At 47.1% G+C, this 12,846-nt stretch carries 16 protein-coding genes; 4 read left to right on the top strand and 12 right to left on the bottom strand.

Annotated elements, in window-relative coordinates; genetic code table 11:
• Positions 1 to 22: 22 nt before the first annotated feature.
• From rplS to SULKU_RS02485, 12 genes are all read right to left on the bottom strand, one after another.
• Positions 23 to 382 (bottom strand): 50S ribosomal protein L19, encoded by a 360-nt coding sequence (gene rplS / locus SULKU_RS02540; protein WP_013459364.1) that lies wholly within the window; start codon positions 380 to 382, stop codon positions 23 to 25.
• Entirely contained in the window at positions 372 to 1,067 is a 696-nt protein-coding gene (gene trmD / locus SULKU_RS02535; protein ID WP_013459363.1) for a tRNA (guanosine(37)-N1)-methyltransferase TrmD, read from the bottom strand. Before trmD ends, rplS begins: the two co-directional genes overlap by 11 nt.
• On the bottom strand, positions 1,067 to 1,621 hold the full coding sequence (gene rimM, locus SULKU_RS02530; RefSeq protein ID WP_013459362.1) for a ribosome maturation factor RimM: 555 nt from the start codon (positions 1,619 to 1,621) through the stop codon (positions 1,067 to 1,069). Before rimM ends, trmD begins: the two co-directional genes overlap by 1 nt.
• On the bottom strand, positions 1,602 to 1,841 hold the full coding sequence (locus SULKU_RS02525; protein WP_013459361.1) for a KH domain-containing protein: 240 nt from the start codon (positions 1,839 to 1,841) through the stop codon (positions 1,602 to 1,604). The genes rimM and SULKU_RS02525 overlap by 20 nt, the downstream gene beginning before the upstream one ends.
• 2 nt (positions 1,842 to 1,843) lie before the next feature.
• Entirely contained in the window at positions 1,844 to 2,074 is a 231-nt protein-coding gene (gene rpsP, locus SULKU_RS02520) for a 30S ribosomal protein S16 (RefSeq protein WP_013459360.1), read from the bottom strand.
• A 148-nt stretch (positions 2,075 to 2,222) separates the two neighbouring features.
• Positions 2,223 to 3,569 carry a signal recognition particle protein gene (ffh, locus tag SULKU_RS02515; protein WP_013459359.1) on the bottom strand — a complete coding sequence of 449 codons (1,347 nt, stop codon included), beginning with the start codon at positions 3,567 to 3,569 and terminating at the stop codon, positions 2,223 to 2,225.
• A 336-nt stretch (positions 3,570 to 3,905) separates the two neighbouring features.
• Positions 3,906 to 4,643 (bottom strand): RluA family pseudouridine synthase, encoded by a 738-nt coding sequence (locus SULKU_RS02510; protein ID WP_013459358.1) that lies wholly within the window; start codon positions 4,641 to 4,643, stop codon positions 3,906 to 3,908.
• A gap of 1 nt (position 4,644) precedes the next feature.
• Entirely contained in the window at positions 4,645 to 5,808 is a 1,164-nt protein-coding gene (waaA, locus tag SULKU_RS02505; protein WP_013459357.1) for a lipid IV(A) 3-deoxy-D-manno-octulosonic acid transferase, read from the bottom strand.
• The gene (locus SULKU_RS02500; protein ID WP_013459356.1) at positions 5,801 to 6,523 is read right to left on the bottom strand and encodes a zinc ribbon domain-containing protein; all 723 of its coding nucleotides are present in this window, start codon (positions 6,521 to 6,523) and stop codon (positions 5,801 to 5,803) included. The genes waaA and SULKU_RS02500 overlap by 8 nt, the downstream gene beginning before the upstream one ends.
• A 39-nt stretch (positions 6,524 to 6,562) precedes the next feature.
• On the bottom strand, positions 6,563 to 7,285 hold the full coding sequence (locus tag SULKU_RS02495) for a Nif3-like dinuclear metal center hexameric protein (protein ID WP_013459355.1): 723 nt from the start codon (positions 7,283 to 7,285) through the stop codon (positions 6,563 to 6,565).
• Positions 7,282 to 8,022 carry an NYN domain-containing protein gene (locus SULKU_RS02490; protein WP_013459354.1) on the bottom strand — a complete coding sequence of 247 codons (741 nt, stop codon included), beginning with the start codon at positions 8,020 to 8,022 and terminating at the stop codon, positions 7,282 to 7,284. Before SULKU_RS02490 ends, SULKU_RS02495 begins: the two co-directional genes overlap by 4 nt.
• Positions 8,019 to 8,606 (bottom strand): tetratricopeptide repeat protein, encoded by a 588-nt coding sequence (locus SULKU_RS02485; protein WP_013459353.1) that lies wholly within the window; start codon positions 8,604 to 8,606, stop codon positions 8,019 to 8,021. Before SULKU_RS02485 ends, SULKU_RS02490 begins: the two co-directional genes overlap by 4 nt.
• A 69-nt stretch (positions 8,607 to 8,675) precedes the next feature.
• Here SULKU_RS02485 and SULKU_RS02480 point away from each other — a divergent pair, with 69 nt between their 5' ends.
• The 4 genes from SULKU_RS02480 to mtgA are packed head-to-tail and all read left to right on the top strand — an operon-like array spanning position 8,676 to position 12,808.
• Positions 8,676 to 10,775 (top strand): RNA degradosome polyphosphate kinase, encoded by a 2,100-nt coding sequence (locus SULKU_RS02480; protein ID WP_013459352.1) that lies wholly within the window; start codon positions 8,676 to 8,678, stop codon positions 10,773 to 10,775.
• A 12-nt stretch (positions 10,776 to 10,787) separates the two neighbouring features.
• Complete coding sequence (locus SULKU_RS02475; RefSeq protein ID WP_013459351.1) at positions 10,788 to 11,324, top strand: gamma carbonic anhydrase family protein; 537 nt, start codon at positions 10,788 to 10,790, stop codon at positions 11,322 to 11,324.
• A complete protein-coding gene (locus tag SULKU_RS02470; RefSeq protein ID WP_013459350.1) occupies positions 11,317 to 11,943 on the top strand; it encodes a trimeric intracellular cation channel family protein in 627 nt (208 codons plus the stop codon). The genes SULKU_RS02475 and SULKU_RS02470 overlap by 8 nt, the downstream gene beginning before the upstream one ends.
• A 1-nt stretch (position 11,944) precedes the next feature.
• The gene (mtgA, locus tag SULKU_RS02465) at positions 11,945 to 12,808 is read left to right on the top strand and encodes a monofunctional biosynthetic peptidoglycan transglycosylase (protein WP_013459349.1); all 864 of its coding nucleotides are present in this window, start codon (positions 11,945 to 11,947) and stop codon (positions 12,806 to 12,808) included.
• The last annotated feature ends 38 nt before the right edge of the window (positions 12,809 to 12,846 follow it).

Raw genomic sequence — 12,846 nt, 5'->3', positions numbered from 1 at the left:
CGCAAAAGCGCGGCAAGAGGGATTATTTGCGGCGAATTTCTTTAATACGTGCTGCTTTACCGGCAAGATCACGAAGATAGAACAATTTAGCGCGGCGTACACGACCACGGCGAAGAACTTCGATTTTCTCGAGGCTGTCGCTGTAGATTGGGAATACACGCTCGATACCAACACCGTTAGCACCGATTTTACGTACAGTAATAGTTTTACCAGTACCTTCTCCACGGATAGAGATACAGATACCTTCATAATTTTGAACGCGTGATTTTTCACCCTCGGTAATGGTTACTGCCAAACGAAGAGTGTCACCTGCGCGGAACTCAGGAACGTTTTTGCTAGCGATTTGTGCTTGCTCGAAACTTGCAATGTACTTATTTTTCATAAGATGTCCTTATTTTATGCTTTTGAAGCTGCTCCGGCCTGAAGTATTTTGTTTTGCATTCAGACAGAGACGATTTTAGTGCACGAATTTTACTGTGATTTCCCTTTAAGTATTCTGATGGAACACGCATATTCTCATATGCAGGGGGTTTTCCGAATGAAGGCGCTTCCAAAAGTGGCGTCTCAAAACTCTCATACTCCAAAGACTCGCTATTTCCCAACACTCCGTCAATGTTTCGGACGATCGCATCGGTCATTACCAAAGAGGGAAGCTCCCCTCCGGTGAGGACGTAATCGCCGATGCTGAACACTTCGTCACCGAAGCGCTCCACGACACGTTCATCGATCCCTTCATACCGTCCGCTGACAAAAACGACATGCGATTTGGTCGCAAGGCGTTTTGCATCGTTTTGGGTAAACTGTTTTCCGACGGGAGCAACAAATATAATATGCGCATCGTCATCAAGCGTTTTTAGTGTATCAAACAAAGGCTGGGGGGTCATCACCATCCCTGCCCCTCCGCCGGCGGCGGTATCATCAACTTTATGATGTTTTGACGTACTGAAATCTCTGGGATTGAGATAGCCGACCGAAAATTTCCCCGACTCGATGCCCCGCTTTAGGATAGAGTCTTGGAAATATCCTTCGATTAAATTGGAAAAGATAGTCACATACGTAAAACGCATTATGACGCTTCCAGCAGATCCAATCCGCCCTCTACGGTTATCACTTTTGCGGTTGCATCGGTGCCTAGAACAAAACGGTCAATGTAGGGGATTAAAAAGGTAGCCGCCATCCCTTTGGAAACCAAAGAAGGATCGGTTGCGACCAACAGATAATCCAACGGTCCGATCCGCTCGATCTCCTGAACTTTTCCCAAAACCGATTCACCCTCTACGACCTTAGAGCCGAGAAGATCGAACCAGAAAAACTCCCCTTCTCCCAAGTTGCACCGCTCACGCGTCGCCTCAAAAGTGGTAAAGAGTTTCGCATTGGTCAATGCCTTAGCCGCTTCGGGCGTATCGATCCCTTTAAGATGAACGAGTTCTCGATCGGGGTTATACGAAGAGAGAGTTACCTCTTTGCCGTTATCAAGAGTGAAGGTGGCATTGGGAATAAACTGTTCAGGGAAATCAGTGGAGAGATTGAGTTTCATGTCCCCCTTTAGACCGACAGTGCGGCCCAAAGTGGCGACATGGAGCAAATCGTGCGAAGGTGAATTACGAAAGCGGTTCGACATTGATTCGGTAACTTTTTCCGTCTTTGGCTTTGCAACCGGAAATGACGGTTTTGATCGCACCGATCATTTTACCCTCTTTTCCGATCAGCTTGCCCACATCCGCCTGATTGGCATACAAAACGATTTCGGTCACTTCGTCGCCTTCATGCGATTCTACCCGAATCTCTTCGGGATAAGAGGCTATTAACCGGGCAAATCCTGCGACGAAGTCCGCGATCATGATTATTTACCGGTAATTTTTTTAACGCGGTCTGACATTTGAGCACCGACGCTCAACCAGTAGTTAAGACGCTCTTCATCTACTTTGGTAGTGATAGGGTCTGTCATCGGATTGTAGTACCCGATCAATTCGATCCAACCGCCGTCGCGGCGTTTGCGACTATCGGTTACCGCGATACGGTAGAAAGGTTGTTTTTTACGACCCATACGGGTTAAACGGATGACTGTTGCCATTGTGTGTCCTTTTAATGTTTTTGTTTTGCACCAAGAAGCTTAGAAGAGTGTTTTACCCACAAAAGTAAAAGAAAAACCTCTAAGCCGCTTCAAATGCTAAAGACTGAACTCTTTTGAGTGCAATCTTTAGCATTTTACACGTGCAAAGTTAACGCGGTAAACGCGCACCCTGCATTTGACCCATCATGCTCTGAAGGTCCTTCATCCCCTGTTTTCCTGAGAACCGTTTTGCCATTTTAGAGGCATTTTTGAACTGTTTCAAAATACGGTTCACTTCGATGATATCCAAGCCGCACCCTTTTGCCAAACGGGCTTTACGGCTGTTATTCAAGAGTTCCGGATCTTCGCGCTCTTTCACCGTCATAGACGACACCAGAGCTTTGATCTGTTTGAGCTGCGTCGAATTTTCCAAATCGAAATCTTTGAGCGCCGAAGCCATGCCGCCCATTCCGGGGATCATACCCATAATCGATTTCATGCTCCCCATTTTTTTGAGGCTTTCCATCTGCTCCAGGAAGTCGTTAAAATTGAACTCCCCTTTTTTGATTTTTTTGGTCAAAGCTTTCGCTTTTTTCTCGTCGATTACCGACGCGGTGCGCTCGGCAAGACCTTCGATATCACCCAATCCCATAAGACGGTTGACGATACGATCAGGGAGGAAGATTTCGAGATCTTCCATTTTTTCACCCGCACCGATAAAGCGAAGCGGTACCTGAATCTGAGAAGCGATACCTAAAGCCACGCCCCCTTTGGAATCACCGTCGTATTTGGTGAGGATAACACCGTCGATTCCGATCTTTTCGTTAAACGTCGCGGCGGTACGGACCGCATCCTGACCGCTGAGAGAGTCGGCCACATAGAAAATCTCATGCGGATTGGCAACCGCTTTGACTTCCGCCAACTCTCCCATCAGTTCATCATCGATTGCAAGCCGCCCCGCCGTATCGATCAATACGACATCGACTAACACTTTTTTTGCATGTTCAAGTGCTGCTTTGACCACTTCAACCGGATTTTTTGTCGCATCATCGGCATAAAGTTCGACATCGATGGCTCCGCACACTTGACGAAGCTGCTCAACCGCCGCTAGACGCTGCAAGTCGGCCGCAACGACCAAAACCCGTTTTTTCTGACGCGTTTTAAGCCAGTTCGCCAATTTTCCGGTTGTCGTCGTTTTACCCGAACCCTGCAGACCGGTCATCAAAATGACGGTCGGAGCTACCGGAGCGTAGACAAATCCCGATTTACCTTTGACATCCAAAAGGGCATAGAGCGATTTTCGAAGAGCATCGAGGAATTGATCTTTCCCGACACCGTTTTGTTTGGTTTGAATCTCAACCGAATCGATCAGTTCTTTAACGACCTTGTGATTTACATCGGCTTTCAAAAGCGCTTTTTTAAGCTCGCCGAGTGCCTTGGTCAACGCCTTTTCATCATCGTGAAAACGGATTTTTCGTATGGCTGATGTAAACGATTCGGTTAGTGTATCAAACACTTCAACTCCTAAATAATAGCTCTACAGGGTATAAAAAGTTTCGAATTATACTTAATTTTTTCTTGATTTAGACTTTATTATCGTCTACTACTTTTCTGTTTAGCCAGAAAAGTAGCAAAAGAGCATACCGTGATCCAAAGGCGCTCGTTCCTCTCGGCACTACTGCCTTCGGAACGGCTCTTTGTATTGGATCACGGGAATTTTATAAATAATGCCGCGAAAACACACCTAGAGCCCAGCCGTTGGCAGTAGTGCCAAAACGGCTGGTAGCGTTCTGTTTGAGCGGCGCTTTTCTTTTCGTTCTTTTCTTTTCTAAAAAGAAAAGGACAAAAAACATTAACTCCCGAAATGTCCGAAAACTTTCGGTTCCGGCGCTTCAAAAGTCTGCCCGAGCAACGTCACCTTTTTCGCATGAAGCATCACCCGCTTCGACTGCCGTCCGCCGTAGCTCTCATCCCCGATAATCGGGTGCTGGGCAAATTTCATGTGGGCACGGATTTGATGGGTACGGCCGTGATGGATAATGAGCTGTACTTTGGTCTTTTTACCCGAAACTTCCAAAGGGGTTACTTCGGTAATGGCGGGTTTGCCTTTTTTGGCAACCTTGGTATAGGCTTTATTCCCTTTTTTCTCAGTAATGAGCGGCTGGTCTACCACAAACGGCTCACTCACCAACCCCTCTACCCATGCAACGTACTCTTTATAGACATTGTCTTTTTTAAATTCTTGAATCGCTTTTAGACGAAACTCTTCGTTTTTTACCAGCATCAATACCCCGCTCGTTTCACGGTCCAGGCGATGGAGAAGCTGCGAGCCTTTGAACTGCCGCTCGATCTCATCGGAGTTGACAAATGCCGGTTTATCGACAACGATCAAATCGTCGTTTTCAAAGATCGGACGTACTTTTTCCACTTTCTGGACGATAAACACCGTTTTGGGGCTGATCTCGCCCCGCGCGATCATCACCTTGCTGTTTCCGACATAAACCAAACCGCGGTCGATCAGTGATTTGGCCTCAGAGTTGGATATCCCCTCTTGCTCCGCCAGGAGCTTATACGCTTTTGGTTTTTCCATTTTATTTCTCCGTTAAATAATTGAGTACTTTTTTCAGATCAACGCTTCCGTTAATCTGTGACGGGGGCATCGTTTCAGCATTTTTCAATGCTTCCGCAATCCCCTCCACTGACGTAAACTGCACGTGAGAGACATATTTAAACAGTTCCCTCTGGTGAAATATCTCCATCCCCGAAATGATCCTACATCCGAATGTCGCAGGTTCCAGCGGATTATGCCCCCCGATAGGAGCGTAAGCACCCCCCAACACCACTACATCACTTATGGCGTAGAGATTATTCAAGTCTCCCATCGTATCGATAAGGGTAATATCCTCCGTAATCATTTGCGATTCACTCCAACGTGAAAGAGTCATCTTCGGTGCCGTTTTCGCAATCAACTCTCCTACTTTGGCAAACCGCTCGGGGTGACGCGGAACCACCAAAAGTTTGGCGGAGGGGTTATGCTCACGATATGCCATAAATCCCCGAATTATCCCCTCCTCTTCCCCCTCATGGGTACTTGCGGCAACGATAAGCAATCCATTAGGCTTCGGATAGTGTTTATTCGACTCGATTTTTTGAGCAAGCTTGATATTTCCGACGACTTCGACATTCCTGGCACCCAGTGCGATAAAACGGACCATATCCTCGCTGCTTTGGCAAAAGACACGATCGCATTGCGATAATAAAATCCGATAAAACCATCGCATCCGGTAATACTTCGAGAAACTTCGATCGCTTATCCGAGCGTTGAGTGCAATAACGCGAGCGCCTCTTCTCGAAGCTAAACGAAACAGCAGATACCAAAACTCCGCTTCCAGGACCACAACGGTTTTGGGACGCTCGATCCAAAACCACAGCCATAACTCATACGGCAGGTAACGTACCTGAGCCGCATACTTCGACGCCGCCTCATATCCCGTATGGGTAATAACACTGATCGCGATTTTTTTATCTTTCAATTTCTCCAAAACTGGAGCGATTGCTTTTGCTTCCCCGAATGAACACACATGAAACCAAATGTCATGAGGTTGAAACGGGGGATTTTTAATGCCGAAAAAGCGTGCCGGAATTGAATCGCGATATTTCTTTTTAAACGAAAAGAGGATTAAAAGAGGCAGGGCCGCGACGTAAAAAAACGCCGCAACCAGTGTATAAATCAGGTCGAATACTACGTTACGCACCGATAGCGTCAGAAGGCTCTAAAAATAAAATACGACCGCAGTGAGGACACATGGTGATCTCTTCGCCTTTGATAACGTCACTGTAGACTTTATCGCTGATCGCCATATAGCATCCCATACACGCTTGATTACGTACCGCAACGGCAGTCGTGTTTTTAGCCCAGCGGCGAATTTTTTGGTAAAATGACAACCCTTTTTGGTTCATCGCACCTACCAACGCCTCTTTGCGTGCAAAAACTTCTTTGCGTTCTTCATCGATACGTGCCAATTTAACATCGACATCCGCTTTTACACCTGCAAGAGTTCCGTCGATTTCAGCTGCTTTTGCTTCAAGCTCGTCAATTTTACTTTGTTTGTGATCGATCAATTTTTCCAATCGCTCAATCTCTTCGTTCGCAAAGCTCACTTGCTCTTTTGCAATCTCTTCTTCGAGTTGAAGCGATTTCATTTCGCGCTCGGTTTTTACCTCATTGCTTTTTTTGCTGTTCTCTTCAAGTTTTGCAGAAAGTTCCGCCAAATGAAGCTCATTTTTATGCTTTTTGATCTGTTCGTCTTTGATCTCTTGTTTCAAAGCATTGATTTCATTTGTGATACTGTTTTTAGTCGCTAAAAGTGCATCATACTGAAGATTCGCTTCTTCGATTTGCGGTTCAAATGCGTCGATCTCTTTATCAACATGAGAGAGCTCGATTAATTGTTCAAGGTGTTTGTTCATACGGTTCCTTTTGGAGTTACACGATTACCTAATTTTAGCTCAAAGATAGGTGAAGGGGTTCTTAGATGGTGAAATTATAACACTCAATCCTAATTTTTCCAAATAGCCCCCTAAAACCTCGCCAAAATAGCGTTCGCTCTCATAGTGTCCGATGTCGATCATTGATAAACCGAGTGCCTTGGCCTCCATTGCATCATGATATTTGATGTCGCCCGTCAAAAAACATTCCGCTTCGATATTGCGCATCAGGGATGCGCCCGATCCGGTCACCAAAGCACAGGTTCGGATATGATCATGACATTTGACGCCGCGGGTATGGGGAAGCCCCAGTGCCGTTTTGATTTTTTCGGCAAACGCATCGTAGGGTTCATCCACCCCCAAATACGCGACAAACCCCTCTTTGGCGATAATGGGATATCCGAGGACTTCAGTCGCGACGTAATCGTTCAAATGCGTTTGGTCGAAATTGGTATGCATCGCGATATTGGTGATATTTTTGCGGATCAGGGGCATAAGAATCTTAGCCGGATACTGATTAAACTGCAGCTGTTTAAGTCCGCCGAAAATAACCGGGTGATGGGTGATCAAAAGGGCATTCTCGGGAATCGTTTCGATTAATTCTTCATCAATGTCGATACTCAAGACAACATGCGTAATTTCCTGGGCAAAGTCGCCGACTAAAAGACCGGAATTATCCCATCCCTCCTGCGTCGCGAATGGGGAAAGTCCGTCAAGATACGTATAAATTTCCTGTACCGTCATTTCTCATAACTCCTTTTGTGCCGTTTCAGCCTGACATGTACCGCCTGCGAACCCGAAAGGGGATCGGAAAATTTAAACTCAAATTCCCCCAGACTTTCAATCAAATCAAGGAGTTTTTTGAAGCCGTAGCTTCGGGGATCGAACTCGGGGGATTTGTTGATAAGATTTTGTCCGATGGAGCCCAGATACGACCATCCCGCTTCATTGGTCGTATCCTCGACCGCGTTGCGCACCAAAGCCAAAAGGGCTTTATTGTCCGGTTTGATTTTTGTCCCGACCGGCTCTTTATGATTAGCGTCTCGGCGAAGGTTTTCGGTGTAAATGAATTTGTCGCACACGCCGATAAACGCTTTGGGTGTTTTTTGCTCCCCGAATCCGTAGACTTTGATCCCCGATTCGCGGATACGGCTCGCCAGACGGGTAAAATCGCTGTCACTGGAGACGATACAGAAACCGTCAAAGTTTTTCGTATAGAGCAGATCCATCGCATCGATGATCATGGCGCTGTCGGTCGCATTTTTTCCCGTCGTATAGGCAAACTGCTGCATCGGATGAAGCCCATGTTCGAGAAGGGCATTTTTCCATCCTTTCAGTTTCGTATCGGTCCAGTCGCCGTAAATGCGCTTGACGCTGGCAATGCCGTGAGCGGCAATCTCATCCATAAGCCCGGCGATAATGGAGGGCTGAGAGTTGTCCGCATCGATTAATACGGCGAGACGGGCCTGATCATCAATCATACGTGTGCTCCTAATGAAAGAAGCGCTTCGCGCGCTTCCGGAAAATCGCTTTGGAGCTCAAGAGCGCGCTTGTACATTCCTCTGGCCTTCTCAACCTCATCCATATCAACCAATAGATTGGCGTAGTTGTAAAACGTCTGGGGATACGTATCATCAATTTCAATGGCTTTGAGGTAATGGTCCTGTGCACGCTCGTATGCATTTTCCGCACGGTAAAGCGAAGCGATGGCATTATGGGTCAGGTCATCGTTTTCATCGAGTTCCAACGATTGTTCATACAGTTCTATCGCTTTAAGCCGATCACCCGTTTTTGCAGTGATAAATGCGAGTTTATTTAAAATCTCAGGATTTTCGCTCTCGATACGCGATGCCTCTTCAAGAGCGGTTCTGGCACGATCTAACTCGCCGCGCTGATAAGCGTTATCGGCCTCTTCAACCAAAGCCGAAGCACTGAAAACAGCCGTATCGACGATATTAGATTCCTTTTTGTGAGGCTGAGCATCGTCCAGGTTTTGAACGTGCCGAAAGATCTGATAGGCGAAAAAAAGGGTCGCCGCAAACATTAAAATTTGAAATATAGACATCAAGTTCCTTTTTTGTAACGATAAGTATAATATAATCCCGTTAACTTAAAACCAAAACTAGTAGAAAACATGCCAAATAATTACAAAGACCCAGCACTTTATATCAATCGCGAGCTGTCATGGCTCCAATTTAATACCCGTGTTTTGCGACAGGCACAGGATGAATCGCTCCCTTTATTTGAGCGGCTTAAATTTTTAGCGATTTACGGAACCAATTTGGATGAATTCTACATGATCCGTGTCGCAGGATTGAAAAAACTCTTCAGCGCCGGTGTCAACGTCTCCGGAGCGGACCGATTTACGCCGCTTCATCAACTACGCGGCATCCGCGAATATCTCCATAAAGAGCAAGAAGAGGTCGAATACTGTCTGCAGGGGATTATGAAAGAGCTGGAAAAAGAGGGGATTTTTTTCAAGCCGTACAAAGAGGCCACTCCCGAGCAGCGCAAATACCTCGACAAATATTTTCATGAAAACATCTATCCGGTCGTTATTCCGATCGCCATCGATGCGACCCATCCGTTTCCCCACCTCAATAATCTCGGGTTCGGGCAAATCGTCAAACTCCGCGATAAAGACGATGCGACGATTGAGCGTTACGGCCTCATCCGTATTCCGCGCGTCCTTCCCCGCTTCGTCGAAATCGACAATCGTATCTATATTCCGATCGGAAGTATCGTCGCCGAACATATCCAAGACCTTTTCCCGGGCTATGAGCTGATCAAATTCGCCGCTTTCCGCGTCACCCGCAATGCCGATATCGCGATCGAAGAAGAGGAAGCGGACGATTTCATGGAGATTCTTGAAGAGGGTCTAAAACTTCGTAAAAAAGGGGAATTGGTACGCCTTGAACTCAGTGTCCACGCGGATGATGATCTTTTGAACTTCTTTAACCGCCATGCCAATGTTTACAAAGATGACATCTACCGTTTCCAAACCTATCTCAACCTCGGAAGCCTATGGCAGGTGGTCGGAAACAAAGATTTTGCCCATTTGACCACTCCGAGTTTCAAACCGCGCAATCTTCCGCCGCTTGACACCGATGAGAGCCTCTATGCGACGTTGGATAAACAAGATTTGCTCCTTTATCATCCGTTTGAAAGCTTTGAACCGGTCGTACGTTTGATTCAGATTGCGGCCAAAGATCCCGAGGTCGTCTCCATCCGTATGACACTCTATCGCTCCGGTTCCAAATCGCCGATCGTGCAATCGCTGATCAACGCTGCCGAATCGGGCAAACAGGTCACCGTTATGGTTGAACTGCGGGCACGCTTTGACGAAGAGAACAATCTTCATTGGGCAAAAGCACTCGAAAACTCCGGGGCACACGTTATCTACGGTATTGCCGGGTTCAAAGTACATGCCAAAGCGGCACTCATTACCCGTCGCGTCGACGGCAAGCTTAAACAGTACGCCCACATCGGTACGGGGAACTACAACCCCTCTACCGCAACGATCTATACCGATATCAGCTACATGACCAGCAACGATACGATCACCCACGATATGACCCGTTTTTTCCATTTCCTCACGGGATTTAGTAAAAAAGGGAAACTTCACGAACTCTATATGGCTCCGACGCAGATCAAACCGAAAGTCCTCTCCTTGATTCAAAACGAAACCCGTATGGGAAGCGAGGGGGTGATTATCGCCAAAATGAACGCCCTAGTCGATGAAGATATTATCAAAGCGCTCTATAAAGCCTCTCAGGCGGGTGTAAAAATCGAACTCATTATTCGCGGAATCTGCTGTCTTCGTCCTGGGGTTCCGGGTGTGAGTGAAAACATTCGTGTCATCTCGCTCATCGGAAAATACCTCGAACACGCCCGTATCTATTATTTCAAACACTCAACGCCGCAAACCTATATCTCGAGTGCCGACTGGATGCCGCGGAATCTTTTGCGACGCATCGAGTTGCTCACGCCGATTCAAGGAGAAGAGATCAGTAACAAACTGATTCAAATTTTACAGCTTCAGACATCGGACAATATTCTCGCATACGAACTGCAAAACGACGGCAGCTACGTCAAAGTGAAACATGAGCCCGGCAATCTGATCGATAGTCATAAAATCGCTGAAACCCATACCAACAAAGTGTATAATTCGGTCAAAAAACAGACTCCGAATTATGTCCAGCAGCTTACGGCACGGCTATTCAAAGAGAGTTAATCAAGGATTTCCATGATCGCTAATTATCTACACTATACTCCGGATATGAAAGAGCGGGTCTGGATCGCCCCCTCCGCCGATGTCATCGGACGGGTATCAATGGGAGAAGACGTCAGTATCTGGTTCGGATGCGTCGTTCGCGGAGACGTCCACTATATTAAGATCGGGGATCGCAGCAATATCCAGGATTTGAGTATGGTACATGTCACCCATCACAAGCGCGACGATATGAGCGACGGTTACCCTACCATCATCGGCAACGATGTTACCGTCGGCCATCGCGTCATGCTGCACGGCTGCACCATCGAAGATGCGTGTCTGATCGGAATGAGTGCGACAATCTTGGACGGTGCCGTCATCGGGAAAGAATCGATCGTCGGCGCGGGAGCGCTGGTGACTAAAAACAAAGTATTCCCTCCCCGCTCTTTAATCATGGGAAGCCCTGCAAAAGTGGTTCGTGAGCTTACCGATGAAGAGGTTGCCGAGCTGTATGCTTCCGCAAAGCGCTACGTCAGTTTTAAAGAAAACTACCGCGCACCCAATGTCTGAATTTAATCTCGTTGTTTTTGCCGACATTCTCGGTATTATCGCCTTTGCACTCAGCGGTTTTCTTGTAGGGGTTCGCAGCAACCTCGATCTCCTCGGCATAATTATCTCCGCTTCGCTTACCGCACTGGGCGGAGGAGTAGTCCGTGACGTCATCTTGGACCGAACCCCGTTTGCGTTTAACGAATACTATCCTGCCATTACCGTCTTAACCACTATCGCCATCGCTTTCGCCTTTCGTCTTTACCACCGGGAACAGATTGAACGACAATGGCTTTTTGTCATCAGCGACACGATCGGTCTTGTCGCATTCAGTATCACCGGAGCGCTTTTGGCGATTGACGCAGGGTTCAATTTTTTCGGTGTTATTATCCTAAGCTTCCTCACCGCAATTGGAGGAGGGGTTCTGCGTGATATCCTCATCAATCAGGTCCCTGCCGTACTCGTAAGCGATTTTTACGGTTCCATCGCACTGATCGTCTCGATTTTGCTCCTTGTATTTTCGGCAGTGATCGGGTTGTCGACACTGAGCGTTGCGATTGTAGCCTTTATCGCCATCACACTGCGGCTCGCCGCCTATATCAAGGGGTGGCATCTCCCTACCCTAAATACGGATCATTAATATGCAAAAACTCAAAACTATCCTTCTCCTTTTACTCCTGGCGGGGGCTATCGACATCGGACGCTATTTCATCTATCCCAACATTGATGATCTCAAAGATATCCGTCCTATACCGACCGCATTTATGGAATACCGCCAAAACGAGTGGGCCGATGAAAACCGGGACATGGAAATCACCCAAAAATGGGTCTCCATGTCACAAATTTCCCCGAACGTGATCAAAGCGGTGTTAATCGGAGAAGACGACAAGTTTTGGAATCACGACGGATTTGACGTAACAGGGATGGAGCAGGCGCTGGAGCGGAGTCTCAAAAAAGGCTCCGTCGCCGGAGGAAGCACCATCAGCCAGCAGCTCTCTAAAAATCTCTACCTCTCTCCGAGCAAAAATCCGGTACGCAAAATCAAAGAGGCGATCATCACCTGGCGGATCGAACATGCCCTCTCCAAACGGCGTATTTTGGAAATCTATCTCAACGTCGCTGAATGGGGTGACGGTATATTCGGAATCGAAGCGGCGGCACGCCATTATTACCATAAAAGCGCCAAAAACCTGACGGGACAAGAAGCGGCGCGTCTGGCGGCGGTCCTGCCCAATCCGATCAAATACGATCCGACAGGGAGCCAAAAGTACGTCAAAAACCGTTCACGTATCATCTACAAGATTATGAAACGCAGAGGGATCGTCATTCCTCAATTCAAAGAGGTCATGACACCGCCGAGGGAAAGCGAATCCCCTGCTGTAGAAAATAATCAAAGTATCACCGATCTTTTCGATCAAACTGCCCCGGAAGAAACGGCACCCCAAGAGCAAATCGATGTACCGGTTTCAAACGGTACCGAAAAAAATGAGTCTATAACGTTTTAAATTTGTGGTACACTGCTTTTATCTAGAGATAAAGGATG

The organism is Sulfuricurvum kujiense DSM 16994 (assembly GCF_000183725.1).
Lineage (GTDB): Bacteria > Campylobacterota > Campylobacteria > Campylobacterales > Sulfurimonadaceae > Sulfuricurvum > Sulfuricurvum kujiense.
This window is presented reverse-complemented; position numbering and strand designations above follow the sequence as displayed.

Coding starts and splice junctions, on each gene's coding strand:
- rplS (WP_013459364.1), bottom strand. CDS start 382: ATGAAAAATAAGTACATTGCAAGTTTCGAGCAAGCACAAATCGCTAGC.
- trmD (WP_013459363.1), bottom strand. CDS start 1,067: ATGCGTTTTACGTATGTGACTATCTTTTCCAATTTAATCGAAGGATAT.
- rimM (WP_013459362.1), bottom strand. CDS start 1,621: ATGTCGAACCGCTTTCGTAATTCACCTTCGCACGATTTGCTCCATGTC.
- SULKU_RS02525 (WP_013459361.1), bottom strand. CDS start 1,841: ATGATCGCGGACTTCGTCGCAGGATTTGCCCGGTTAATAGCCTCTTAT.
- rpsP (WP_013459360.1), bottom strand. CDS start 2,074: ATGGCAACAGTCATCCGTTTAACCCGTATGGGTCGTAAAAAACAACCT.
- SULKU_RS02510 (WP_013459358.1), bottom strand. CDS start 4,643: ATGGAAAAACCAAAAGCGTATAAGCTCCTGGCGGAGCAAGAGGGGATA.
- SULKU_RS02500 (WP_013459356.1), bottom strand. CDS start 6,523: ATGAACAAACACCTTGAACAATTAATCGAGCTCTCTCATGTTGATAAA.
- SULKU_RS02495 (WP_013459355.1), bottom strand. CDS start 7,285: ATGACGGTACAGGAAATTTATACGTATCTTGACGGACTTTCCCCATTC.
- SULKU_RS02490 (WP_013459354.1), bottom strand. CDS start 8,022: ATGATTGATGATCAGGCCCGTCTCGCCGTATTAATCGATGCGGACAAC.
- SULKU_RS02485 (WP_013459353.1), bottom strand. CDS start 8,606: ATGTCTATATTTCAAATTTTAATGTTTGCGGCGACCCTTTTTTTCGCC.
- SULKU_RS02480 (WP_013459352.1), top strand. CDS start 8,676: ATGCCAAATAATTACAAAGACCCAGCACTTTATATCAATCGCGAGCTG.
- SULKU_RS02475 (WP_013459351.1), top strand. CDS start 10,788: ATGATCGCTAATTATCTACACTATACTCCGGATATGAAAGAGCGGGTC.
- SULKU_RS02470 (WP_013459350.1), top strand. CDS start 11,317: ATGTCTGAATTTAATCTCGTTGTTTTTGCCGACATTCTCGGTATTATC.
- mtgA (WP_013459349.1), top strand. CDS start 11,945: ATGCAAAAACTCAAAACTATCCTTCTCCTTTTACTCCTGGCGGGGGCT.